We start from the raw sequence: 23,585 nt of genomic DNA, 5'->3' as shown, positions 1-23,585 counted from the left end.
AGCCACTGAATTTTCAAGATTTGACCTGCCTTGGGCAGCACTGAAGGGCATAGCATGAGCGGTGTGAACGAAATCCGGTCGACCTTCCTCGACTACTTCAAGAAGAACGGCCACGAGATCGTTTCATCGAGCCCGCTGGTGCCGCGCAACGATCCGACGCTGATGTTCACGAACGCCGGCATGGTGCAGTTCAAGAACGTCTTCACCGGCCTCGAGCAGCGTCCCTACAAGACGGCGTCGACCGCGCAGAAGTGCGTGCGCGCCGGCGGCAAGCATAACGACCTCGACAATGTCGGCTATACCGCGCGCCACCATACCTTCTTCGAAATGCTCGGCAATTTCTCCTTCGGCGATTACTTCAAGGAGCAGGCGATCGAGCATGCCTGGACGCTGATCACCAAGGAATTCGGCATCGACGCCAAGCGTCTGCTGGTCACCGTCTATCACACCGACGATGAAGCCTTTAACCTCTGGAAGAAGATCGCGGGCCTCTCCGACGACAAGATCATCCGCATCCCGACCAGCGACAATTTCTGGGCGATGGGCGATACCGGCCCGTGCGGCCCCTGTTCCGAGATCTTCTACGATCACGGCGATCATATCTGGGGCGGCCCTCCCGGCTCGCCGGAAGAAGACGGTGATCGCTTCATCGAGATCTGGAACCTCGTTTTCATGCAGTACGAGCAGATCACCAAAGAAGAGCGCGTCGACCTGCCGCGTCCGTCGATCGACACCGGCATGGGTCTCGAGCGTATTGCAGCCCTGCTTCAGGGCAAGCACGACAATTACGACATCGACCTCTTCCGCGCGCTGATCTCGGCGTCCGAGGAAGCAACCGGCGTCAAGGCCGAGGGTGAGCAGCGCGCCAGCCATCGCGTCATCGCCGATCACCTGCGCTCGTCCGCTTTCCTGATCGCCGACGGCGTCCTGCCATCGGCCGAAGGCCGCGGCTACGTGCTTCGCCGCATCATGCGCCGCGCCATGCGCCATGCCGAACTGCTCGGCGCGCGCGAGCCGCTGATGTGGAAGCTTTTGCCTGCGCTGATCCAGCAGATGGGCCGCGCCTATCCGGAGCTGGTGCGCGCGGAAGCCTTGATCACCGAGACGCTGAAGCTCGAAGAGACCAAGTTCCGCACGACGCTGAAGCGCGGCCTGTCGCTTCTGTCGGATGCCACGACGACGCTCGGCAAGGGCGACATGCTCGACGGCGAGACCGCCTTCAAGCTCTACGACACCTACGGCTTCCCGCTCGACCTGACGCAGGACGCGCTGCGTGCCCGCGAAATCAGCGTCGATCTTTCCGGCTTCACCGATGCCATGGAGCGCCAGAAAGCGGAGGCACGCTCGCATTGGGCCGGCTCCGGCGACAAGGCGACCGAGACGATCTGGTTCGAGCTGCGCGACAAGCACGGCGCCACCGAATTCCTCGGCTATGACACCGAGACCGCCGAAGGCGTGGTCCAAGCGATCGTCAAGAATGGTGCTGCCGTCGGCGAAGCTGCCAAGGGCGACAAGGTGCAGATCGTCGTCAACCAGACGCCGTTCTATGGCGAATCCGGTGGCCAGATGGGCGATGCGGGCGTGATTTCGTCCGATAACGCCAAGATCGAGATCACCGATACGCAAAAGCGCGGCGAGGGCCTGTTCGTTCACACGGGCACTGTCGTTGAAGGCTCGGTCAAGGCCGGCGATGCCGTGGCATTGACGGTCGATCACGCCCGCCGTTCGCATATCCGCGCCAACCACTCGGCGACCCACCTGCTGCATGAGGCGCTGCGCGAGGTGCTCGGCACCCATGTCGCCCAGAAGGGCTCGCTGGTCACGCCGGATCGTCTGCGCTTCGACGTCTCGCATCCGAAGCCGATGACGGCGGAAGAGCTCAAGGTGGTCGAGGACATGGCCAACGAGATCATTCTGCAGAATTCGCCGGTCACGACCCGCCTGATGAGCGTCGACGACGCCCGTGCCGAGGGCGCCATGGCGCTGTTCGGCGAAAAATACGGCGACGAGGTCCGCGTCGTCTCCATGGGCCAGGGGCTGCATGGGGCGAAGACAGGCAAGCCTTACTCGATCGAACTTTGCGGCGGCACGCACGTGTCTGCGACCGGTGACATCGGCCTCGTGCGCATTCTCGGCGACAGCGCCGTCAGCTCCGGCGTTCGCCGTCTTGAGGCCGTCACCGGTGAGGCGGCTCGTGCCTATCTCGCCGAGCAGGACGAGCGCGTGAAGGCGCTGGCGACCTCGCTGAAGGTGCAGCCGGCCGACGTGCTGACGCGCGTCGAAGCGCTGATGGACGAACGTCGCAAGCTTGAGAAGGAACTGGCGGACGCCAAGCGCAAGCTCGCCATGGGTGGCGGGCAGGGCGCCTCGGAAGAGGCCGTGCGCGACATCGCCGGCGTCAAGTTCCTCGGCAAGGCCATCTCCGGCGTCGATCCGAAGGATCTGAAGGGTCTCGCCGACGATGGCAAGGCCAGCATCGGCTCCGGCGTCGTGACGCTGATCGGCGTCTCCGATGACGGCAAGGCCAGCGCCGTGGTCGCGGTCACCGCTGATCTCGTCGGCCGTTTCAGCGCCGTTGATCTGGTCCGCGTTGCATCCGCCGCTCTCGGCGGCAAGGGCGGCGGCGGCCGTCCCGACATGGCGCAGGCCGGCGGTCCGGACGGATCGAAGGCCGACGAGGCGCTTGAGGCCGTCGCGGCTGCCCTGGCTGGCTGATCGGGGCTAGTTCAAAGAGTTTGGAGGCGGGGGCTTGGCTCCCGCCTTTTTCTTTTGGGGCGCAATATTCTCTCCGCCCTCATTCTTGTGCCCAAGCTTCGCTCGGGCGATGTCACAGGAATCCAGCCGACGCGCGTCCGCGCGGCGAAGAGAATCTATTGCGATCAAGGTCTTGATCGCGCTGGATCCCTGTGACGAGCACAGGGATGAGGGCCGTTTGAGGGGCGTCTTGCTGAGGTAGATAAGCGCAAATGCCCTTCTGCACATCAACTCAGCAGGATTTGTCAAATCGCGTTATGTTTGTCTGTAGCCGGTCAACTGGCATGAGGTTTCGACATGAACGGCACCACGGCATGGGCACTCTATGAAAGCCGCCTGAGGCGGGTTTCTGCCTATATCCATGATCATCTCGATGAAGAGCTGGATATGGACAAGCTCGCCGAGATCGCCTGCATGTCGAGCTATCACTGGCACCGGATCTATCGCGCGGTTCATGGAGAGACGCTGGCGGCGACCGTCAAGCGGCTGAGATTGCATCGCGCGGCGGGCGATATCGTCCGTTCGGATCTCGGGATCGGGGAGATTGCCAGGCGATCCGGCTATCCCAACCTCCAGTCTTTCAACCGCATTTTCAAATCGGTCTACGGCATGCCGCCGGCCCGTTATCGGAAAGAGGGAAGCCATACGGAATTCCAATCCTCACCTAACGGAAGGACCAAAGCGATGTTCAACGTTACCTTACGGAAGATCGAGCCGATCGCGCTTGTTGGCGTGCGCCACACGGGCTCCTATATGCAGATCAGCAAGGCGTTCGAGGTTCTCTTCGGCACGCTCCACGCGCGCGGGCTGGCGAGGCCCGATATGCGGATGATCGGCGTCTATTTCGACGATCCCGATCTCGTGCCGGCAGACGAGCTTCGCTCCATCGCCTGCGCCTCGGTCGAGAGCGAGATGACCGTCGAAGCACCGCTTGAGCCTTTTACGCTCGACGGCGGGGAGTATGCGGTATTCAGCCACGAAGGCCCCTATGCCGATATGCATAAGGCCTATCAGTGGCTGTTTTCCGAGTGGCTGCCGACCTCGGGCCGGCAGCTGCGCGACGGGCTGATGTTCGAGGACTACCTCAACAATCCGCGCGACGTACCGCCGACGGAACTCGTGACCGAGATCTACATGCCGCTCGCATGAGCCCGTCAGGCACTTTTCTGCAGCGCCTTGGTGGCTTCGTCATCGATCATGTTCGCCTTCTTATAGGCGGCGCGGTCGGTGACGCGGCCGACGTAATCGACAAAGGCCTGGCGCTTCTCGAAGGTGCCGAATCCGAGGCCCCAGCCGACATGCGAGCCGACATAGACGTCGGCCGCCGTGAAGCGGTTGCCGGCGATATAGGGCGAGGCGCTGACGGCCTTTTCGAGCGTGTCCATCACGTCGGCATAGCTGCCATATCCCGCCATCCGGCTCTTGTCGGCCGGCGTGTGGAAGCCGAGCGCGCGGTTGGTGGTGGCTGCCTCCAGCGGACCGGCGGCGAAGAACATCCAGCGATAGTAGCTGCCGCGCTCTTCGGCCGTCGGCGCGAGGCCTGATTCCGGAAAGGCTTCCGCCAGATAGGCGCAGATGGCGGCGCATTCGGTGACGACAGTCTTGCCGTGACGGATCGCCGGCACCTTGCCCATCGGGTTGACGGCAAGATAATCCGGCGCCTTCATGCTGCTTTCGAAGCCGAGGATCTCGGTCGTATAGGGCGCGCCGGTTTCCTCCAGCATCCAGCGGGCGATCCGTCCGCGCGACATCGGGTTGGTATAGAAAATCAGTTCGTCGGCCATGGTGTTCTCCTCGTTTCGCTTGATAACTGGCGCGGGTCAGCGGCGAGGCAACGTCTATGGCATGGCGATGTCAGATTTTGGCAGTAGCAGCGCCGGTCAGAGCGCCGTGCGATACTGGATGAAGCCGGAGCGCTCGGCGATGCGGTCGTAAAGCTTGCGGGCCGTGGTATTGGTCTCGTGGGTCATCCAGTAGAGCCGGCCGGCGCCATGCTCGCGGGCAAGATCGGCGACGGCCTCGATCAATGCCGCACCGGTGCCAAGCCCGCGCTGGCTGTCGTCGACATAGAGATCCTGCAAATAGCAGGTCCATTTCGGCAGCCAGGTGGAGCGGTGAAAGATCGCGTGCACGATACCGACCAGCCTGTCGTCGCCATCGAAGGCGCCGAGTGCGTGCATCGGCTCCGCGGGATCGTGGAAGCGGCCCCAGGTGAGGTCCGTCGTCTCCTCGGGTATCGCGACTTCGTAGAAGCGCTGATAGCCGGCCCATAGCGGCTCCCAGGCTTTGCGGTCCGATGGTTTTAGCGGGCGGATGGTCGTGGTCATCTTGTTGTTCCCCTCCTGATATCCTGAAACGAAAACGGCGGGGAAAACCCCGCCGCATCGTTCGCATATTCCAGATGGCTTATGCCATGGCCTTCTGCAGGTTTTCGTCGATCTTGTCGAGGAAAGCCGTGGTCGAGAGCCAGGGCTGATCCGGGCCGATGAGCAGCGCCAGATCCTTGGTCATGAAGCCGGCTTCAACGGTGTCGACGCAGACCTTTTCGAGCGTGGCTGCGAACTTCGCCAGTTCGGCGTTGTCGTCGAGCTTGGCGCGGTGCGCGAGGCCACGGGTCCAGGCGAAGATCGACGCGATCGAGTTGGTCGAGGTTTCCTGGCCCTTCTGGTGCTGGCGGTAGTGACGCGTCACCGTGCCGTGCGCGGCTTCGGCTTCGACGGTCTTGCCATCCGGGGTGAGGAGAACCGAGGTCATCAGGCCGAGCGAGCCGAAGCCCTGGGCAACGGTGTCGGACTGGACGTCGCCGTCGTAGTTCTTGCACGCCCAGACGTAGCCGCCGGACCACTTCAGAGCCGAAGCGACCATGTCGTCGATCAGGCGATGCTCGTAGGTGATGCCGATTTCCTTGAACTGATCCTGGAATTCAGCCTCGTAGACTTCCTGGAAGATGTCCTTGAAGCGGCCGTCATAGGCCTTGAGGATGGTGTTCTTGGTCGACAGGTAAACCGGCCACTTGCGCATCAGGCCGTACATCATCGAGGCGCGGGCGAATTCGCGGATCGACTCGTCGAGGTTATACATGGCCATGGCAACGCCGGCGCCGGGAGCGTCGAACACTTCCTTCTCGATGACCTGGCCGTCTTCACCGACGAACTTGATGGTCAGCTTGCCCTTGCCCGGGAATTTGAAGTCGGTGGCGCGGTACTGGTCGCCGAAGGCGTGACGGCCGACGACGATCGGCTTGGTCCAGCCGGGAACGAGGCGAGGAACGTTCTGGCAGATGATCGGCTCGCGGAAGATGACGCCGCCGAGGATGTTGCGGATCGTGCCGTTCGGGCTCTTCCACATTTGCTTGAGGTTGAATTCCTTGACGCGGTCTTCATCCGGCGTGATCGTCGCGCACTTGATGCCGACGCCGTGCTTCTTGATGGCGTTGGCGGCATCGACGGTCACCTGGTCGTTGGTGGCGTCGCGGTTTTCGACGGAGAGGTCGTAATAGTCGATTTCGAGGTCCAGATACGGATGGATCAGCTTATCCTTGATAAACTGCCAGATGATGCGCGTCATTTCATCGCCGTCGAGATCGGCGACGGGGTTGGCGACCTTGATCTTCTTCATGTATCTGCCTCGTTAAGCTTTTGAGGGACATGCGTCCCTGGTGGGTGATATAAAATCACGTGGGCTATAGCATTGTGCGCCCGGAGTGCAAAGCCGCAAGCAGGGCGGATTTGTGTGTTTTTGCGCCATTGCCAAGACACGGAAAATGGCTAGTCTCCGCGCAAAACCATTGCCTCGGACATTTGATCATGAAGACGATTTCGCTTGCCTTTGCCGCTCTGCTCGGCCTCACCTCCACGGTATTCGCCGCTGACGCGACGGCGCCGGTCAAGGAGATCATGGAGGCCACGACCAAGAACTGGTCGGGCGCCGACGAGGACTGGCAGGACATCTTCGACGAGAGCAGGCTGACGCGGATCTACAGCAAGGATTTCGTCGCCAAGTACCGCGCGGCGATGCAGAACCCGGCGGCCGACGAGGATGGCGTGTCGCCGTTCGACTACGATGTGATCGTCAACGGCGAGGATGCGTGCCCGCTGCAGGACATGACCTATACGCCGAAGCCCGGCGAAAACGGCGCGACGGAAGTGGTGGTCACGTTCAAGAAGCAGACCTGCATGGATGGCATCGACGACAAGCAGGCGCTGACGACAGTGCGCTTCGAGGTGCTGGAAGAGGGCGGCAAGGCTGTCGTCGACGATGTCTTCACCGAAGGCGATCCCGGCCAGCCTGCGAACTCGCTGAAGAACACCATGGTGCAGATCGCCAAGGGGCAGTGATGGCCTATCGGTCGGACGCCTTCGACGGGAAGATTGATTTGCTTTTAAGAGCCTTGGCGATATGTGAGCGGTGAAACACCATTCCTCCGCTCCGGGGCCTGAACTCTTTGTTTTCCGGTTTTGATTTCCGAGATTGGCTGCTTGCCAACGATCCCGCGCTGTCGCGGCTGAGGATGGCGTTGCGCGTCACGCTGTCGGTGGCGCTGTCCTTCGGTGCCCTGCTGGTCATCCACTCGCTGCTGTTTCCGCTGCCGATCGCCTCCTACGGGCTTGGGATCGTGCTGGCGATCGAGGGCGGTGTCGCGGTGCGCGACAAGGGCGGCGGGCGGCAGCTGGTAACGCGGCTTCTCGGCTGCGCTGCCAGTCTCGTGGTCGTGGTTATCGCGGCCGGGCTGGAAGGACATCGGCTGATCTCCGACGCCGCCTTTCTGCTGATCATCTTCCTCGCGGCGTCCGCCCGCGTCTTCGGGCCGCGCGGCCATGCGATCGGCATGTTCGCCTTCATGTCGTATTTCCTCGGCGCCTATTTCCAGCCGCCGCTTGCCGAGCTGCCCTTGGTGGCGATCGGTCCTATCGTCTCCTCGCTGATCGCGCATGCGGTGCGCTCCGTCGTGCTGCCCGACGATTGGCGGCGCGATCTGTTGCGATCGCTCGAGAGCGTGCAGGGGCGGATCAACCAGATCCTCTTCAAGATCGCCGCATTAGCGGCGGAGGGGCTCGTTTCGGATGCGGACCGGCAGGAGCTCAATCAGCTGGAGGAGCGGCTGAAGGAGGTGGTACTGATGGCCGAGAGCTTCATCCCCAGGCCCCCAAGCGGCGTCTTCGATGCCGGCACCGAGCCGGCGGGCGAGCTGGCGATCCGTCTCTTCGACGCGCATCTGGCAGCGGAAGGGGTGATCATGCTCTGCTCGCAATCGCTGCCGCCCTTCGAGCTGGTGCACCGGATCATCGAAGGCCATAAGGTGCGCCCGCCTGCCGAGGACGACGAGGGGCCCTCGGCCGAGGCTAGACGCGCTCTGATCAGGCTCGGCAATGCGCGGGCTGAGCTCGTCGAGACCATCGAAGAGGGCAACCGGACGGGCTTTGCCGATATCGCCGCCGTGGCCGAGGCGCCGGCTTCAGCGTCTCAGCTGGATTTCTCGTTGAACAATCCGCTCATGCGCTCGGCACTGCAGATCACCGTCGCCGCGACGATCGCCATGACGCTCGGTCTCGGCCTGTCGCGCGAGCGCTGGTTCTGGGCGGTGCTCGCCTCCTTCCTCGTTTTCACCAACACCAATTCGCGCGGCGATACGGCGATGAAGGCGCTGCAACGCTCGGTGGGGACGCTGTTCGGCATCGGCATCGGGCTTCTGCTCGCGACGCTGTTGAGCGGCCATCTGGCTCCGGCGCTCGCAATCACGAGCCTCTCCATCTTTCTCGCCTTCTACTTCCTGCAGACGAGCTATGCGACGATGACCTTCTTCGTGTCGATCGCGCTTTGCCTGGTCTACGGGATGATCGGATCGCTGACGCTCGACCTGCTTCTGCTGCGTGTCGAGGAAACTGCCCTCGGCGCGGCGGTCGGTACGCTCGTCGCCTTCGTCGTCTTTCCGGCGCGGACTCGCGGCGCACTCGATCTTGTGCTGGACAAATGGTTCGCTGCTTTGGACGCGCTGCTGAAGGCCACCGCCGCCGGCGAGCCGCGACATAGGCTGATTGGCCTGTCGCAGGCGCTGGACGCCGCCTACAAGGATCTGGCGACGACGGCACGCCCGCTCGGCTCGTCATGGTCGGTTGTCACCAGGCCGGGACAGGTCCGGCAGACGCTGGCGATCTTTCTGGCCGCCACCTATTGGGCGCGGATGATGGCGAAGAACCGGGAGGCTTCGATCACCAACGAGGACGCGCGCCAATTGATCGACGCCAGCCTCGCCCGCGTCGCCTCGGCATCGGCGCGCCGCTCGGAGTGTTTCTTTGTCGATCGCAAGATTCCCGTATCGACCACACGGCACCATCCGCATGCCAGCAAGGGGTGGCGGCAGGGGCTTGAGATGATCGGCTTGACGCTGGAGCGGCTGTATCCGGACGTATGAGCTACAGTGATATGTGATGATGCGGGGGCTGACCGCGCGTTTGTGCTGGCGCGCAAATTGTCTTACAATGTCTTACTGGTTTCATCTGCATCGGGAGACGACGACGATGACGAAAGCAAACATGTCCGAATCCGTCACGCTTCGCATTCCCAGTGAGGTGTTGTCGGATATTCAAGCCATTGCCGATGCGACCGACCGATCCAGAAGCTACATCATCGTTCGCGCGTTGAGGACATATCTGCTGAACGAAGGCGCGGACATTTTCGCTGCTATCAAGGGGCGCGAGCAGATCGCATCCGGTGAATATGAAGACCTCGATGACGTGATCGCCGAGATGGACAAGATCATCGCCGGGAAGGTCGCATGATCCCTGTCCGGCTTTCTCGGGATGCGGCTAATTACGTCCGTAGAGAAGCCGAATACCTGCGCCACCATAGCCCCGCCGCCGCCCGCAAATTCTCGCAGGCGGTGAAGGAAGCGAGGGAGTTGCTTCGCACCTTTCCGGAAGTCGGAAACCACATGCATGGCCTGCAGATATCGGGCAACCGAACGCTGGTGGTCGGAGATTATCTGCTCGACTATTCCTACGAAGGCGAAGCAATCGAGGTAACATCCATCAGGCATGGCCGTACCGTCGTGCAAACTCCTGATCTTGATCGCGATACCGGCCTTGACGACGATGCGGAATAAGGCGCGCAACACCGCATAAGTCTTGCCGTTTCAGCCCGTCTTGGCTATTTCCGCGCCTAGCAAAAGGATTTTGACTTCATGGCAGGCACGAACAGCGAGCGTCTTCTTCTGACGGAAGGTCCCGTCATCATTCTGGTCGAGCCGCAGATGGGCGAGAATATCGGGATGGTGGCGCGCGCCATGGCGAATTTCGGGCTGTCCGAACTGCGCCTCGTCAATCCGCGCGACGGGTGGCCGAACGAGAAGGCGCAGGCCGCCGCATCCAAGGCCGACCATGTGATCGAAGGCACCAAGGTGTTCGAGACGCTGGAAGAGGCAATATCGGATCTCAACTTCGTCTATGCGACGACGGCGCGTGAGCGGGACGGTTTCAAGCCGGTGCGTTCGCCCGTGGTGGCGGCTCAGACGTTGCGTGCGCGGTTTACGGCGGGCGAGGGGACCGGCATCCTCTTCGGGCGTGAGCGCTGGGGCCTCTCCAACGAAGAGGTGGCGCTGGCCGACGAGATCGTGACCTTCCCGGTCAACCCCGCCTTTGCCTCGCTCAATATCGCGCAGGCGGTTCTGCTCATGTCTTACGAGTGGATGAAATCGGGCATGGAGGATCTCGGCAGCGTTCCCTTCCAGGCGATGGAGCAGACGCCATCGACGAAGGAACAATTGCACGGACTCTACGACCAGTTGGAAGAAGCGCTGGATTCGCGCAATTATTTCCACCCGCCCGCGAAAAAGCCGAAAATGATCGACAATCTCCGGGCAGTCCTTTCCCGCCGCGCCTTCACGGAGCAGGAAATCAGCGTGATGCGCGGCGTGATCTCCTCCCTCGACCGTTTCTCGCGGCAATATCCGCGCGGAAGCCGGGCGCCCGCAGACGTCAAGGAACATCAGGAAGATGACAGCAGCGACGCATGAGCTGAAACCCGTCCTGGTCTTCGATTCAGGCATTGGTGGGCTGACGGTGCTGCGCGAGGCGCGCGTACTGATGCCCGAGCGCGGGTTCATCTATGTCGCCGACGATGCCGGCTTTCCCTATGGCGGATGGGAAGAGCAGGCGCTGCGGGAGCGGATCATCGATCTCTTCGCCCGGCTGCTTCGCGAGCACGACCCAGAGGTCTGCATCATCGCGTGCAACACGGCCTTCACGCTGGCAGGCGCCGATCTGCGCGCCGCATTCCCTAACATGACCTTCGTCGGCACGGTGCCGGCGATCAAGCCGGCGGCGGAGCGGACGCGGTCGGGCCTCGTCTCGGTGCTGGCGACACCCGGAACCGTCAAGCGCGCCTATACGCGCGACCTGATCCAGTCCTTCGCGCAGCAGTGCCATGTGCGCCTCGTCGGCTCGGAAAACCTCGCCCGCATGGCTGAAGCCTATATTCGCGGCGATACGCTATCCGATGAGGCCGTGATGGGCGAGATCGCCCAGTGCTTCGTCGAGAAGGACGGCAGGAAGACGGATATCGTCGTGCTTGCCTGCACGCACTATCCGTTCATGGCCAACATCTTCCGGAGACTGGCGCCGTGGCCGGTGGATTGGCTCGATCCGGCCGAGGCGATTGCCCGGCGGGCGCGCAGCCTCGTTCCCGAAGTGGCCGATGCCGTCCATCCCGACAATTTCGACTTCGCGGTCTTCACCTCGGGCAATCCGGATTTTTCGACGAAACGGCTGATGCAGGGATTTGGTCTCACCGTCAGGTGACATCGTTCCATGGCCGCGATCTTTCGCGCTGTCGGCGCTTTCTTTCGTGATGCCGATATCGCAAGCTCTGAGATGGAGAATCGTTCGCGGGCTTCGGCTCCCTGACGCGAACAGGGGAATGTCTTATGTCGTTTCAAAGACTTGTGATGCTGATCTTCTTTCTGCAGCCGATCGCCTTCGGCAGCTGGCTGCCGCGCATTCCCGACGTGCAGGCAAAGCTCGGCATGGGGCCGGCCGATCTTGCCATCGCGCTGCTCGGCTTGCCGATCGGCACGCTGATGACCTTGCCCTTCGCCGGCCGGTTGGTGGCGAAAATCGGCGGACGCGCGACGATCATCTATGGTTTCGTGGCCTTTCTCGCGGTCGTGTCGCTGCCGGCATTTGCCGGCAATATCACGACGCTGTTCTTCGCGCTGATGATCCTCGGCGTCACGCTGTCGACGCTCGAACTCGGCCTCAATGTCGAGGCCGACCGGGCGGAGAAGACGACCGGGTTGATGATCATGAGCCGCTGCCATGGCTTCTGGAGCCTCGGCATAATGGCGGGCAGCCTGCTCGGCGTGGGTGCCGCGGCGCTACATCTGCCGGCGAACTGGTCGATCGCCCTGATCGCGCTGCTGGTGCTGCCGATCGCGCTCGTCGTCAGCGTCCGGCTGCCGCTCGGGCCCGATCCGGCTGCCGAGGCATCGCGTGCCCAAAGCGCGCCGTTCAAGCTTCCGAGTGCGGCACTTCTCGGCATCTGCGCCTTCACCTTCGGCATCACCATGACCGAGGGCGCGATCGCCGACTGGTCGGCGGTCTATTTGCGCGACGTGCTGTTTGCGACCGGCGCGCTGACCGGTCTCGGCTACTCTGTCTTCGCCTGTCTCGTGGCAACAGGTCGTTTCGGCGGTGATTACATGAAGAGCCGCTTCGGCGCCGTCGCCATCGCGCGGGTCTGCGGCTGCGCGTCGCTTGTCGGCATGGTGGTCGTGCTCTTGGCGCCGAACACGGCGGTGGCGCTGATCGGTTTCGCGGCGATCGGCGTCGGCGTCTCGGTTGGCTTCCCGCTGGCGGTGACGGCATCCGCCAGCCTGACGGATCGTCCGGCGGCCGCAAGCGTCGCCATCCTGACCTTTATCGCGCTCAGCGGCTTCCTGGTCGGTCCGCCCGCGATCGGCTTCGTTGCCGAGGCGTTCGGGCTGCGTGTCGGGCTGGGTATCCTGCTCATTCCGCTTGCCGTCAGCCTGTTCTTCACCCGCATGCTGATACCCAGCGCCGAGAGCCAAGCAAGCGTGGCTGTGGCGGACAAGGCGGCCTGATTCGAAAAGGTGTGATTGGCTGTGGGTTTTGTTCGGTAGGCCGAGCATTCCGCCGCGAATCTGCTAAAGAGTGGCGTTGATTTCAGAAGGGGAATGGGACTTGCAGGTTGGTATCGATATGGGATCGGCGTCGGGAGGCAATCCGGCCACGCTCGATATCGAGGAGCTTCTGGCGACCCGTCTCCTTGTTCAGGGCAATTCCGGCTCCGGAAAGTCGCACCTGCTACGGCGTTTGCTCGAGCAATCCGCGCCGTGGGTGCAGCAGGTCATCATCGACCCCGAGGGCGATTTCGTCACGCTGAGCGACAAGTTCGGTCATGTGGTCGTCGATGGCGAGCGCACCGAGGCGGAGCTCGCGGGCATTGCCAATCGTATTCGCCAGCATCGCGTCTCCTGCGTTCTCACGCTCGAAGGGCTTGAGATCGAGCAGCAGATGCGCGCCGCCGCCGCCTTCCTCAACGGCATGTTCGATGCCGATCGCGAATTCTGGTATCCGGTTCTCGTCGTTGTCGACGAAGCGCAGATGTTCGCGCCTTCGGTTGCCGGCGAAGTCTCCGACGATGCGCGCAAGATGTCGCTCGGCGCGATGACCAACCTGATGTGCCGCGGCCGTAAGCGCGGTCTCGCCGGTGTCATCGCCACGCAGCGTCTGGCCAAGCTCGCCAAGAACGTTGCCGCTGAGGCGTCGAACTTCCTGATGGGCCGCACCTTCCTCGATATCGACATGGCGCGCGCCGCCGACCTGCTCGGGATGGATCGCCGCCAGGCGGAAATGTTCCGCGATCTGAAGCGCGGTAATTTCGTCGCGCTCGGTCCGGCCCTGTCGCGCCGGCCGCTGCCGATCCAGATCGGCAACGTCGAGACCTCGGCGCGTTCGTCGAGCCCCAAGCTGATGCCGCTGCCGGACTCTCCTCAGGACGTCGAAGACCTGATCTTCACGCCTGATCCGGAAGAGTTTCAGCGGCCGATCGTGCGCCGCGCTGCGCCCGCACCGCGTCCGACGACTGATATCCTGGCCGAACTGTCACGCTCGGCCCCGGCAGCCACTGCGTCGCAGCCGGCCGAAGGCCGTGCCAGCCAGCCGGAAATGTCGGCGGAAGACCGTGAGGAGCGTGTCTCGGCGGTTCTGAGCGAGATTCTCGACGATCCGGGTTCGGGTTTCCGTACGGATTCGGTGCTCTATCAGGAGTTCCTCGTTCGCCTTCGCATGCGCCGCGTGCCGGGATCGCCGATGTCGCTGCCGGAATTCCGCCGCCGCGTCGCCGTATCGCGCTCGGGCGTCGATCCGGAGACCGCCGGGACGGAATCCTGGGCGACGGCGCTGTCGTTGTCCTCAGGCGTGACGGATGATCTGCAGGGCGTCTTCCTGATGCTTGCCAAGGCGGCCGTCTGCGGCGAGCCTTGCCCGTCGGACGCCCGCATCGCGCGCGCCTATGGCACGCATTCTGCCCGTCGCGCCCGGCGTCTCCTTGGCTATTTCGAGGAGCAGGGGACGGTGGTTGTCCACACCGATTTCTCCGGCAAGCGGATCGTCGCCTTCCCCGACATCAACTGCCAGACTGCGCCCGGCGATGCCAATGCGCCTGACGTAGATGACGTACAGTCGGCTGCTGAATAAAAGCGGTCAGCTTCCATATTCACATTTTAAGATAGAAAGCCGCCTTGCGGTTTTTTGTCGTGTATCGGTGCTCGGTACACGATAGGGTTGATCCTGTCACATGCTGTTCATCTCAGGGGTGGATAACCCCGCATGCCCCACGCGGGCCTATTTAGACCTTTTGCCCAAAGGAGATGTTGGCCATGTCGAATTCCACCCGTGCGATCACAGCATTCGCAGCAGCGCTGCTTGCCACTGTTGCCATTCAGCCTGTTCATGCTGCCGATGCAGCTGCGACCAAGCTCATGGAGCGCGGCGCCAGCGAGGATCTGAGCACGCCCGGCGGCGCTCGCCGCATCTCTGGCGACATCACCGAAGCCTACCGCGCCGCGATCGTCGACGGCCGCCCGAAGAACGTGATCCTCCTGATCGGCGACGGCATGGGTGATTCCGAAATCACCATTGCGCGCAACTACGCGGTCGGCGCCGGCCAGTATTTCAAGGGCATCGACGCGCTGCCCGTCACCGGCCAGTACACCCATTATTCGCTCGACAAGAAGACCGGCAAGCCGACCTATGTGACCGACTCCGCCGCATCGGGCACCGCCTGGGCAACCGGCGTGAAGAGCTATAACGGCGCGATCGGCGTCGATATCCGCGAAGAGGCGCACGAGACGCTGCTGGAGAAGGCCAAGGCCGCCGGTCTTGCCACGGGCAACGTGTCGACAGCCGAGCTGCAGGACGCAACGCCCGCCGTGCAGATCGCCCATGTCACGCAGCGCAAGTGCTACGGTCCTGAGGCGACCACCGAGAAGTGCGCCAGCAACGCGCTTGAGAACGGTGGCAAGGGCTCGATCACCGAACAGCTGATCAACGCACGCGCCGACGTGACGCTCGGCGGCGGCGCCAAGAGCTTCGGCGAGACCGCAAAGGCCGGCGAATGGAAGGGCAAGACGCTGCGCCAGCAGGCCGAAGAGCGCGGCTACAAGATCGTCACCAACGCCGACGAGCTTGCCGCCGTCAAGCAGGCCAATGACAGCGCACCTGTTCTCGGTCTCTTTGCCGAGGGCAACATGCCGATCCGCTGGCAGGGCCCGCAGGCCAGCCACTACGGCAATGTCGAGAAGGAGCCTGTCGTCTGCAAGCCGAACGAGAAGCGCACGGCTGCCACGCCGACGCTGGCGCAGATGACCTCGAAGGCGATCGAGCTCCTGAGCACCAACGAGAAGGGCTTCTTCCTGCAGGTTGAGGGTGCCTCGATCGACAAGCAGGACCATGCCGCCAACCCCTGCGGCCAGATCGGCGAGACCGTCGATCTCGACGAAGCCGTTCAGGAAGCGCTGAAGTTCGCTGAGCAGAAGGGCGATACGCTCGTCATCGTCACCGCCGACCACGCGCATGCCAGCCAGATCATCGACGCCAGCGCCAAGGCTCCCGGCCTGACCGAAGCGTTGATGACGAAGGATGGCGCCGTCATGGCCGTCAGCTACGGCAACTCGGACGAAGTCGACGACCAGGGCCACACCGGTTCGCAGCTGCGTATCGCCGCCTACGGTCCGCGTGCGGCCAATGTCAGCGGTTTGACCGACCAGACCGATCTGTTCTACACGATCAGCGACGCACTCGGCCTGAAAGCCCAGAAGGCCGCCATGAAGTAAGCCGTTCCGGCTTCCTTGAGATCGTACGGTTTTGCCAGTGTGGCCATGGATTGTGATTGACATTCCAGTGACTTCACCCTAAAGACCGCGCCAGCACGGGGCAGCAATGTCCCGTGTTTCATTTGACATGTCCCGTGGAGTTTCCAGTTCGCGTAACCGGAAAATCCTGTCGGGCCTCCCTCAAAGAGGCCAAAGGAGGGCGTGTTTCCTTCGAGCGGTTTGGTAACGGACCGCCGTAACATTCTGAAAGGAAATACGATGAGCAAGCGCGAATCGTCCAAGTACAAAATTGACCGCCGTATGGGCGAAAACATCTGGGGCCGTCCTAAGTCCCCGGTGAACCGCCGCGAATACGGCCCGGGCCAGCACGGCCAGCGCCGCAAGGGCAAGCTCTCGGACTTCGGTGTGCAGCTGCGCGCCAAGCAGAAGCTCAAGGGTTACTACGGTGACCTGCGCGAGAAGCAGTTCCGCGCGATCTTCGCCGAAGCAGCTCGCCGCAAGGGCGACACTTCTGAAAACCTCATCGGTCTGTTGGAATCTCGCCTGGATGCGATCGTTTATCGCGCCAAGTTCGTTCCGACCGTCTTCGCTGCCCGTCAGTTCGTCAACCACGGCCACGTGACCGTGAACGGCGTTCGCGTCAACATCGGTTCCTACCGTTGCAAGGCCGGCGACGTCATCGAAGTTCGTCAGAAGTCCAAGCAGCTGGTTTCGGTTCTCGAAGCTATCAGCCTGGCTGAACGCGACGTTCCTGAGTACATCGAAGTCGACCACAACAAGATGGTCGCTACCTTCGCTCGTGTACCGGCTCTCAGCGACGTACCGTACGCTGTTGTCATGGAACCGCATCTGGTGGTCGAATTCTACTCGCGTTAATCGCGACGTTTTCGCTTACGGAAAAGCCGCTCTCTGGGCGGCTTTTTTGTTATCTGGAGATAGACGATGACGGATTTGCAGGCAGTCCTCGACAGTATCTACACCGAACTTCAGCCACGCATTGGCGAGGGTAAGGTCGCGGATTATATTCCTGAGCTTGCGAAGATCGATCCCGCCCAGTTCGGGCTTTCGGTCGTCACCGTCGATGGCAAGGTCTATAGCGTCGGCGATGCGGCGGTGCCGTTTTCGATCCAGAGTATCTCCAAGGTCTTCATGCTGACCTTGGCGCTCGGCAAGGTAGGCGAGGGGCTTTGGGAGCGTGTCGGGCGCGAGCCGTCGGGCAACTCCTTCAACTCGATCGTCCAGCTCGAGCAGGAAGCCGGCATCCCTCGTAACCCCTTCATCAATGCCGGCGCGATTGCCGTTGCCGACGTGGTGCTTGCCGGACACGAGCCGCGCGAGGCGATCGGCGAGGTCCTGCGCTTCGTGCGCTATCTGGCCGACGACGAGACGGTGACGATCGACGACAAGGTCGCCAAGTCCGAGACGCAGACCGGCTACCGCAATTTCGCGCTGGCCAATTTCATGCGCGCCTACAAGAACATCGATCATCCGGTCGAGCATGTGCTCGGCGTCTATTTCCACCAATGCGCGCTGTCGATGACCTGCGAGCAGCTGGCCCGCGCGGGTCTCTTCCTCGCCGCCCGTGGCGCGAACCCGATGACCGGCCATTCGGTCGTTTCCCCCAAGCGCGCGCGGCGCATCAACGCGCTGATGCTGACCTGCGGCCACTATGACGGATCCGGTGACTTTGCCTATCACGTCGGCCTTCCCGGCAAGAGCGGCGTCGGCGGCGGCATCTTCGCGGTGGCGCCCGGCATTGCCTCGATCGCGGTCTGGTCGCCTGGCCTGAACAAGGTCGGCAATTCGCAGCTCGGCGCCGTTGCGCTGGAAATGCTGGCGGCGCGTACGGGATGGTCGGTTTTCGGCGATTGACGCTGGGTTGTGGCGCGGCTTTCTGCTAGACGGGATTTGGTTTCGACCTGGGGCCTGAACGGATGAGACAATGAATATCGCAGCCAATATCGCGCCAAGCATCGGGGACGAGCTTGAAACGCCTGAGACCGAGGGCGCGGTCGCGCATGCGCTGTTTGCCGATGCGCCAAGCTCCGTCTCGTTCAACAAGCTGCGCAAGCGGCTGCTCCGCCAGGTGCGCCAGGCCTTCGACGATTTCGGCATGCTGAAGGGCCAGAAGCGCTGGCTTATCGGGCTTTCGGGCGGCAAGGACTCCTACGGCCTGCTGGCGCTGCTGCTCGACCTGCAATGGCGCGGCCTGCTGCCGGTCGAGCTCGTCGCCTGCAATCTCGATCAGGGTCAGCCGAATTTTCCGAAGCATATCCTGCCGGAATATCTGGCGAAGATCGGGGTCAGGCACCGGATCGAGTATCGCGACACCTACTCGATCGTGAAGGAGAAGGTTCCGGCTGGCGGCACCTATTGCTCGCTCTGTTCGCGCCTGCGCCGCGGCAATCTCTATCGCATCGCCCGCGAGGAGGGCTGCGATGCGCTGGTGCTCGGCCACCACCGCGAGGATATTCTCGAAACCTTTTTCATGAACTTCTTCCACGGCGGCCGCCTGGCCTCGATGCCGGCAAAGCTCCTCAACGACGAGGGCGACCTGATGGTGCTGCGTCCGCTGGCCTATTGCGCCGAGGACGACATGGCGAAATTCGCCGCCGCCATGCAGTTTCCGATCATCCCCTGCGATCTCTGCGGTTCGCAGGACGGGCTGCAGCGCAACGCCATGAAGGATATGCTCGCCGATATCGAGCGCCGCATGCCCGGCCGCAAGGACACGATGCTCAGGGCGCTCTCGCATGTGAACCCGTCGCATCTGCTCGACCCCAAGCTTTTCGACTTCGCCGGCCTGATGGCTGGCGATGCCGCGCCGAAGACCTGATCGTCGGCGCCTTAGGGCGTGCCGGGCCATTGGTGTCTCTGTGCGCTTAAGTTCTTGTTTTGACACATGTCGTTGTCGCAAAATTGCGGCATAGTCTTTCGACATGTCACAGCGCCAGGAAGGATGAACCATGGTCTCCAAGATAGATGTCACCACGCTTGCCGATCTCTTGCGGCGGGCAGCGAAGGCGGAAATATTGCCGCGCTTCCGCCGGCTCGGCAGCGACGACGTGCGCGCCAAGACCGAAGCGACCGATCTGGTGACGGAAGCCGATCTTGAAGCCGAGCGCATGATCAAGGCCGAAGTCGCGACGCTGTGGCCGGAGGCGCTGTTCATCGGCGAGGAGTCCGTCGCGGCCGACCCGGCGCTGCTGGGAAAGCTGAAGGATGCTTCGCTGTCGATCATCGTTGATCCGGTCGATGGCACCTTCAATTTCGCCTCGGGCATTCCCGCCTTCGGCGTCATGGCCTCGGTGGTCGCGAACGGCGAATGCATCGCCGGCATCATCTACGATCCGATGGGCGATGACTGGGTTATCGCCGAGAAGGGCGCCGGTACGTGGCTGAAGCGTCCCGATGGCGATACGCAGCGCCTTCGCACGGCCGCGCCCGTGGCGCTCGACCAGATGGTCGGCATGGCTTCGACCGGGTTCCTGCCGCAGGGCACGCGCGCCGAAGTGCTCGCCAACCTCGCCAAGGTCCGCTTCATCTGCAACTACCGCTGCGCCGCGCATGAACATCGCGCGTTTGCCGGCGGGCATGTCCACTACCTCATGTACAACAAGCTGATGCCCTGGGATCACCTCGGCGGCACGCTCGCCTGTGTCGAAGCCGGCGGCTACGCCGCGCGCTTCGACGGCTCGGCCTACCTGCCGGAGCATGTCGACGGCGGCCTGCTGATCGCGCCGGACAAGGAAAGTTGGGAGCTGCTGCGGCGCGAGGTGTTTACGGTTTAAGGCGCCGCGTCGCGACGTTTCCGTTCCGATCGTTGCAATCCCACCTTCGTTGCTCCTATAAATGTCAGCGGAGGTGGGCATGCTCAAGCACACGACGATCAATCTCCCTGAAGAACTGCTGGCACGCGTGGAAACCTACGCGGCCGAGAAGCGAACGACCGTCACGGCGATCGTCCGCGAACATCTCGAAGCCATCGTCGAGCCGAGCCGGTCTCCGACCGACGGTGACGCCCTTCTTGCCTATTCCAAGGGCCTGTTGTCGCGACGGGAGGCAGTTCGCCGTCTTGGGTTGCGGGACTATGCGTCGCTGCTCGTCGCGCTCGGCGACGCCGATCTACCGCTGCCGCTGCCGCCCGCTCATGAGCTCGAAGAGCAGGCGGCGACTTTCGTGAAGCTTTGGCGGATGGGATGAAGAGATGTACGCTCATCCTTCCCGATGCCGGGCCGATCAACAGTCTCTGGGTTGCCGATCGGCTTGAGCTTTTGCTTGCACTCGACATGAGGATCGTGATCGTCGATGCTGTTTATGACGAGCTGACAAGCGACCTGTCCTATCTGAAGGATTACGAGGTCGAGCTGTTCATCGATAGCAACAGCCCGCCTTTCGTCATCGCGGAAACCGATATCGGGAAACTGGAGCGAGAGAAGCGCCGCCTTGGGCAGAAGCTCAAGAAGAATGCAGGCGAGCTGGCGATGGTCGATTTCATGTCGGACGAAGGCGGGATCACGGAGTATCTCAGCGCCGATGAGCCGGTCGCCATCCTTTTCGAAGATACCGGGCTACGCCTGATCGCCAAGCCGCCGAACTTGCACCTGCTGTCCACGGTCGGCCTGCTGAGAGGCATGGAAGAGGTCGGCATTATCCAGTCCGCCGACGCCGTAATCACCGAGATGCTGCATCCAACGAGGCCGGGACGCCGACCGCAGGACGCGCGGCGATTGACAGATCTTCCTGATGGAACCGACGAGCCGGCGGCGGTCGGCAGTTCGTGGAAGCCCGATTGAAAAGAGTACCGGCGCGCATATCACGCGCCGGTTATAGCAAACTCAGAAATGCCCAGCGCCCGGATCGAGCTGCGGATCGTCGCCCGGGTGGGTGAAGAGCTTGCCGCCTTCGGCCCAGAGCGTGGCCACTATGCTGATCAGGCCGAACAGTGCGAAGCCGCCGAAGAGCGGCTGTACCGTGCCGTTGAATAGCTGGCCGACGCCGCCGCCGAGGATGGCGCCGAAGGTGGTCGAGACGAAGCCGGTGATGGAGGTGGCGGTGCCTGCGAGATTGCCCATCGGCTCCAGGCTGATCGCCGTGAAGTTGGTGGCGATCACGGCGAACATCATCAACAGGATCGTGAACAGCGTATAGGCCAGCGTGAAGCTCGGCGTCCCGCCGAGCGCCTGGAAGAAGCCGATCGCCGAGATGATGGTGAACAGGATCATCGCGACGTGCGAGATGCGGCGCATGCCGAACTTGCGCACGAAGAAGCCGTTGGCGAAGTTGGCGACCGCGATGCCGCCGGCGGTGGCGGCAAAGGCGATCGGAAGCCAGTCGCCGAGGCCGTAGACCTCGCCGAAGACCTGCTGAACGGAGATCACGTAGGCGCTGATGACGGCGGTGAACATGGTCAGGCCGATCATGTAGCCGCAGGTGATCTTGTTGGTCAGAACCGTCTTGAAACCATCTACGACGTTGCCGAAGGAGAGCGGGATGCGCTCTTCGCGCGGCAGCGATTCCTTCAAACGAAGGGATGCCCAGATGAACAGGATGGCGCCGACGATGCCGAGCAGGATGAAGATCCAGTGCCAGTTGGCATAGGTGATGATCAGCTGTCCGACCGAGGGAGCGACGATCGGCACAATCATGAAGACGATCATGACATAGGACATGACGCGCGCCATCTCGCGGCCGCCGAAGCAATCGCGAACGACGGCCATGGTGGTGATGCGGACGGCGGCGCCGCCGAGGCCCTGGATGAAGCGCATGACGAGCAGCATCTCGAAGCTGCCGGTCGCGGCAGCGCCGAACATGGCCAGCACATAGACGGCGAGGCCGCCGAGCATGATGTTGCGGCGGCCGAATGTGTCCGACAGGCTGCCGAAGATGATCTGCGAGACACCGAAGCCGAGAAAGAAGACGCCGATGACGAGCTGCGCGTCGTTGGCGTTGGCAACGTTGAGCGCATGGCCCATGGCGGGCAGGGCAGGTAGCATGCTGTCGATCGCCATGGCGACGCTTGCCGTCATGATGGCGATGGTGATGACGAATTCGAGGAAGCCCATGCCGATTCGGTTGGACCCCTGGTTTTCGGTATGCGGCTTATGGGGCGGCGTCATATGATTGTCCTGAAATATAGATGTGTCTCAACCGTCGCATGCGTGCTCAAACGGCCGGATTATGCGGCTGGAAGAGCTTTCCCTTCTCGGCGATCAGCACGAAGACGAGGCCGATGATCGAGACGGTGAAGTAACCTGCGACCATCGGAAGCGCCGTGCCGTTGAAGGCCTGGCCGATGCCGGCGCCGATCAGCGCGCCACCGACGGTGCTCATGAAACCGAGAACCGAGGAGGCGGTGCCGGCGACGTGGCCGAGCGGCTCCATGGCCAGCGAGTTGAAGTTCGAGCCGATCCAGCCGAAATTGAACATCGCCAGGCCGAAGAAGCCGATGAAGAGGAAGAACGGCATCGGGTGTGGGCCGAGTATGAGGGCCAGCAGCCAGACCGTGTTGATGGTGATGAAGGCAAGGAGAGCGCCGTGCGATAGCCGGCGCATGCCGAACTTGCCAACCAGGCGCGAGTTCAGGAACGACGACATCGACATGAAGACCGCGACGCCGGCGAAGGCGAAGGGGAAATAGACGCCGAGGCCGTAAATTCCGACATAGATCTGCTGCGCGGAATTGATGAAGCCGAACAGTGCGCCGAAGATGAAAGTGCTGGCGATCGTGTAGCAGAGCGCCACACGGTTGGTGAGAACGACCTTGAAGCCACCAAGCACCGATTTTGCGGTGAAGGGGCGAACGTTTTCCGGATGCAGCGTCTCGGGCAGCCGGATATAGGCCCAGCAGGCGATGAGGGCGGCCATCACGGCGATGAAAAGGAAAATCAGGTGCCAGCTGCCAAAGAGCATGATGATCTGGCCGCTGCCGGGCGCGATGACCGGAACGATCATGAAGACCATCATGATCAGCGACATGACCTCGGCCATCTGCCGGCCGCCGTAGATGTCGCGAACGATGGAGATGGTGATGACGCGGGTGGCCGCAGAGCCGAGACCCTGGATGAAGCGCAGGATCAGCAGCCCTTCGAAGGTGGGAATCAGCGCGCTGCCAAGCGAGGAGCAGATATAGATGCCGATGCCGGCCAGCAGGGGGAGACGGCGACCGAAGCGATCGGACAGCGGACCGTAGATAAGCTGGGCAAAACCGAAGCCGAGAAGGTAGCTGGAAACCACGAACTGGCGATGGTTTTCGCTTTCGACGTTCAGACTGGCGCCGATCTGCTGCAGCGCCGGCAGCATGATATCGATCGCCAGCGAGTTGATCGCCATCAGGAAGGCGGCCAGCGCGATGAACTCACCCTTGCCCATGGGGATACGACCCACATGCGCGGTTTGTGATGAATCTGTCACAATGTAATTCCCAAAAACAGGCCAAGGCGCTGTTCAGCACAGCGCCTCGGACTCAAAATACGGAAAT

The 23,585-nt window shown here is 62.4% G+C and carries 22 protein-coding genes; 17 read left to right on the top strand and 5 right to left on the bottom strand.

The annotated features are described in order from the left end of the window. Positions 1–54: 54 nt before the first annotated feature. Together alaS and QTL96_RS02290 are read left to right on the top strand one after the other, a co-directional pair. Positions 55–2,715, top strand: a complete 2,661-nt coding sequence (alaS, locus tag QTL96_RS02295; protein ID WP_289726532.1) for an alanine--tRNA ligase — start codon at positions 55–57, stop codon at positions 2,713–2,715. Between the two features lie 336 nt (positions 2,716–3,051). Continuing rightward, positions 3,052–3,903 carry an AraC family transcriptional regulator gene (locus QTL96_RS02290; protein WP_289726531.1) on the top strand — a complete coding sequence of 284 codons (852 nt, stop codon included), beginning with the start codon at positions 3,052–3,054 and terminating at the stop codon, positions 3,901–3,903. A gap of 5 nt (positions 3,904–3,908) precedes the next feature. Here QTL96_RS02290 and QTL96_RS02285 read toward each other — a convergent pair whose 3' ends face one another. From QTL96_RS02285 to QTL96_RS02275, 3 genes are all read right to left on the bottom strand, one after another. Further along, complete coding sequence (locus QTL96_RS02285; protein WP_289726530.1) at positions 3,909–4,538, bottom strand: glutathione S-transferase family protein; 630 nt, start codon at positions 4,536–4,538, stop codon at positions 3,909–3,911. 96 nt (positions 4,539–4,634) lie between these two features. Further along, positions 4,635–5,081, bottom strand: coding sequence for a GNAT family N-acetyltransferase (locus QTL96_RS02280; protein ID WP_289726529.1), 447 nt, complete (start codon positions 5,079–5,081; stop codon positions 4,635–4,637). Positions 5,082–5,160: 79 nt separating this feature from the next. Next, complete coding sequence (locus QTL96_RS02275; protein ID WP_047512202.1) at positions 5,161–6,372, bottom strand: NADP-dependent isocitrate dehydrogenase; 1,212 nt, start codon at positions 6,370–6,372, stop codon at positions 5,161–5,163. A gap of 188 nt (positions 6,373–6,560) precedes the next feature. Here QTL96_RS02275 and QTL96_RS02270 point away from each other — a divergent pair, with 188 nt between their 5' ends. The 15 genes from QTL96_RS02270 (at position 6,561) to QTL96_RS02200 (ending at position 20,901) form a co-directional block, all read left to right on the top strand. Further along, the gene (locus QTL96_RS02270) at positions 6,561–7,091 is read left to right on the top strand and encodes a hypothetical protein (RefSeq protein ID WP_289726528.1); all 531 of its coding nucleotides are present in this window, start codon (positions 6,561–6,563) and stop codon (positions 7,089–7,091) included. Between the two features lie 107 nt (positions 7,092–7,198). Then, positions 7,199–9,166: an FUSC family protein gene (locus QTL96_RS02265; RefSeq protein WP_289726527.1), complete on the top strand. Its 1,968-nt coding sequence runs from the start codon at positions 7,199–7,201 to the stop codon at positions 9,164–9,166. A gap of 106 nt (positions 9,167–9,272) precedes the next feature. Continuing rightward, positions 9,273–9,533: a ribbon-helix-helix protein, CopG family gene (locus QTL96_RS02260; RefSeq protein WP_047512196.1), complete on the top strand. Its 261-nt coding sequence runs from the start codon at positions 9,273–9,275 to the stop codon at positions 9,531–9,533. Continuing rightward, positions 9,530–9,856 (top strand): type II toxin-antitoxin system RelE/ParE family toxin, encoded by a 327-nt coding sequence (locus QTL96_RS02255; protein ID WP_289726526.1) that lies wholly within the window; start codon positions 9,530–9,532, stop codon positions 9,854–9,856. Before QTL96_RS02260 ends, QTL96_RS02255 begins: the two co-directional genes overlap by 4 nt. Positions 9,857–9,934: 78 nt before the next feature. Continuing rightward, positions 9,935–10,765: an RNA methyltransferase gene (locus QTL96_RS02250; protein WP_289726525.1), complete on the top strand. Its 831-nt coding sequence runs from the start codon at positions 9,935–9,937 to the stop codon at positions 10,763–10,765. Then, positions 10,746–11,549, top strand: coding sequence for a glutamate racemase (gene murI / locus QTL96_RS02245; protein WP_289726524.1), 804 nt, complete (start codon positions 10,746–10,748; stop codon positions 11,547–11,549). Before QTL96_RS02250 ends, murI begins: the two co-directional genes overlap by 20 nt. Positions 11,550–11,674: 125 nt before the next feature. Then, positions 11,675–12,850, top strand: a complete 1,176-nt coding sequence (locus tag QTL96_RS02240) for an MFS transporter (RefSeq protein ID WP_289726523.1) — start codon at positions 11,675–11,677, stop codon at positions 12,848–12,850. Positions 12,851–12,950: 100 nt separating this feature from the next. Next, positions 12,951–14,468, top strand: a complete 1,518-nt coding sequence (locus QTL96_RS02235) for an ATP-binding protein (protein WP_289726522.1) — start codon at positions 12,951–12,953, stop codon at positions 14,466–14,468. Positions 14,469–14,650: 182 nt separating this feature from the next. Further along, positions 14,651–16,105, top strand: coding sequence for an alkaline phosphatase (gene phoA, locus QTL96_RS02230; protein WP_289726521.1), 1,455 nt, complete (start codon positions 14,651–14,653; stop codon positions 16,103–16,105). 258 nt (positions 16,106–16,363) lie between these two features. After that, positions 16,364–16,981 carry a 30S ribosomal protein S4 gene (rpsD, locus tag QTL96_RS02225; protein ID WP_018902188.1) on the top strand — a complete coding sequence of 206 codons (618 nt, stop codon included), beginning with the start codon at positions 16,364–16,366 and terminating at the stop codon, positions 16,979–16,981. A 66-nt stretch (positions 16,982–17,047) separates the two neighbouring features. Continuing rightward, positions 17,048–17,977 carry a glutaminase gene (locus QTL96_RS02220; RefSeq protein ID WP_289726520.1) on the top strand — a complete coding sequence of 310 codons (930 nt, stop codon included), beginning with the start codon at positions 17,048–17,050 and terminating at the stop codon, positions 17,975–17,977. 70 nt (positions 17,978–18,047) lie between these two features. Continuing rightward, positions 18,048–18,941 (top strand): tRNA 2-thiocytidine(32) synthetase TtcA, encoded by an 894-nt coding sequence (ttcA, locus tag QTL96_RS02215; protein ID WP_289726519.1) that lies wholly within the window; start codon positions 18,048–18,050, stop codon positions 18,939–18,941. Positions 18,942–19,071: 130 nt separating this feature from the next. Continuing rightward, complete coding sequence (locus tag QTL96_RS02210; protein WP_289726518.1) at positions 19,072–19,896, top strand: inositol monophosphatase family protein; 825 nt, start codon at positions 19,072–19,074, stop codon at positions 19,894–19,896. A 79-nt stretch (positions 19,897–19,975) separates the two neighbouring features. Beyond that, positions 19,976–20,308 carry a hypothetical protein gene (locus QTL96_RS02205; RefSeq protein WP_289726517.1) on the top strand — a complete coding sequence of 111 codons (333 nt, stop codon included), beginning with the start codon at positions 19,976–19,978 and terminating at the stop codon, positions 20,306–20,308. Continuing rightward, positions 20,305–20,901, top strand: a complete 597-nt coding sequence (locus QTL96_RS02200; protein ID WP_289726516.1) for a hypothetical protein — start codon at positions 20,305–20,307, stop codon at positions 20,899–20,901. The genes QTL96_RS02205 and QTL96_RS02200 overlap by 4 nt, the downstream gene beginning before the upstream one ends. Positions 20,902–20,943: 42 nt before the next feature. On the opposite strand, the gene QTL96_RS02195 is transcribed toward QTL96_RS02200, so the two are convergent. Both QTL96_RS02195 and QTL96_RS02190 read right to left on the bottom strand, forming a co-directional pair. Continuing rightward, on the bottom strand, positions 20,944–22,224 hold the full coding sequence (locus QTL96_RS02195; RefSeq protein ID WP_289726515.1) for a multidrug effflux MFS transporter: 1,281 nt from the start codon (positions 22,222–22,224) through the stop codon (positions 20,944–20,946). Positions 22,225–22,270: 46 nt separating this feature from the next. Then, entirely contained in the window at positions 22,271–23,476 is a 1,206-nt protein-coding gene (locus QTL96_RS02190; protein WP_112980443.1) for a multidrug effflux MFS transporter, read from the bottom strand. Positions 23,477–23,585: the final 109 nt, after the last annotated feature.

This window comes from Rhizobium sp. S163, assembly GCF_030380805.1.
GTDB lineage: Bacteria > Pseudomonadota > Alphaproteobacteria > Rhizobiales > Rhizobiaceae > Rhizobium.
Note: the sequence above shows the minus strand (reverse complement) of the source record. Positions and strands in the feature narration are given on the sequence as shown.

Coding starts and splice junctions, on each gene's coding strand:
- alaS (WP_289726532.1), top strand. CDS start 55: ATGAGCGGTGTGAACGAAATCCGGTCGACCTTCCTCGACTACTTCAAG.
- QTL96_RS02275 (WP_047512202.1), bottom strand. CDS start 6,372: ATGAAGAAGATCAAGGTCGCCAACCCCGTCGCCGATCTCGACGGCGAT.
- QTL96_RS02260 (WP_047512196.1), top strand. CDS start 9,273: ATGACGAAAGCAAACATGTCCGAATCCGTCACGCTTCGCATTCCCAGT.
- QTL96_RS02280 (WP_289726529.1), bottom strand. CDS start 5,081: ATGACCACGACCATCCGCCCGCTAAAACCATCGGACCGCAAAGCCTGG.
- QTL96_RS02205 (WP_289726517.1), top strand. CDS start 19,976: ATGCTCAAGCACACGACGATCAATCTCCCTGAAGAACTGCTGGCACGC.
- QTL96_RS02240 (WP_289726523.1), top strand. CDS start 11,675: ATGTCGTTTCAAAGACTTGTGATGCTGATCTTCTTTCTGCAGCCGATC.
- QTL96_RS02290 (WP_289726531.1), top strand. CDS start 3,052: ATGAACGGCACCACGGCATGGGCACTCTATGAAAGCCGCCTGAGGCGG.
- QTL96_RS02250 (WP_289726525.1), top strand. CDS start 9,935: ATGGCAGGCACGAACAGCGAGCGTCTTCTTCTGACGGAAGGTCCCGTC.
- QTL96_RS02195 (WP_289726515.1), bottom strand. CDS start 22,224: ATGACGCCGCCCCATAAGCCGCATACCGAAAACCAGGGGTCCAACCGA.
- QTL96_RS02270 (WP_289726528.1), top strand. CDS start 6,561: ATGAAGACGATTTCGCTTGCCTTTGCCGCTCTGCTCGGCCTCACCTCC.
- rpsD (WP_018902188.1), top strand. CDS start 16,364: ATGAGCAAGCGCGAATCGTCCAAGTACAAAATTGACCGCCGTATGGGC.
- ttcA (WP_289726519.1), top strand. CDS start 18,048: ATGAATATCGCAGCCAATATCGCGCCAAGCATCGGGGACGAGCTTGAA.
- QTL96_RS02190 (WP_112980443.1), bottom strand. CDS start 23,476: ATGGGCAAGGGTGAGTTCATCGCGCTGGCCGCCTTCCTGATGGCGATC.
- QTL96_RS02220 (WP_289726520.1), top strand. CDS start 17,048: ATGACGGATTTGCAGGCAGTCCTCGACAGTATCTACACCGAACTTCAG.
- QTL96_RS02285 (WP_289726530.1), bottom strand. CDS start 4,538: ATGGCCGACGAACTGATTTTCTATACCAACCCGATGTCGCGCGGACGG.
- QTL96_RS02255 (WP_289726526.1), top strand. CDS start 9,530: ATGATCCCTGTCCGGCTTTCTCGGGATGCGGCTAATTACGTCCGTAGA.
- QTL96_RS02200 (WP_289726516.1), top strand. CDS start 20,305: ATGAAGAGATGTACGCTCATCCTTCCCGATGCCGGGCCGATCAACAGT.
- QTL96_RS02210 (WP_289726518.1), top strand. CDS start 19,072: ATGGTCTCCAAGATAGATGTCACCACGCTTGCCGATCTCTTGCGGCGG.
- phoA (WP_289726521.1), top strand. CDS start 14,651: ATGTCGAATTCCACCCGTGCGATCACAGCATTCGCAGCAGCGCTGCTT.
- murI (WP_289726524.1), top strand. CDS start 10,746: ATGACAGCAGCGACGCATGAGCTGAAACCCGTCCTGGTCTTCGATTCA.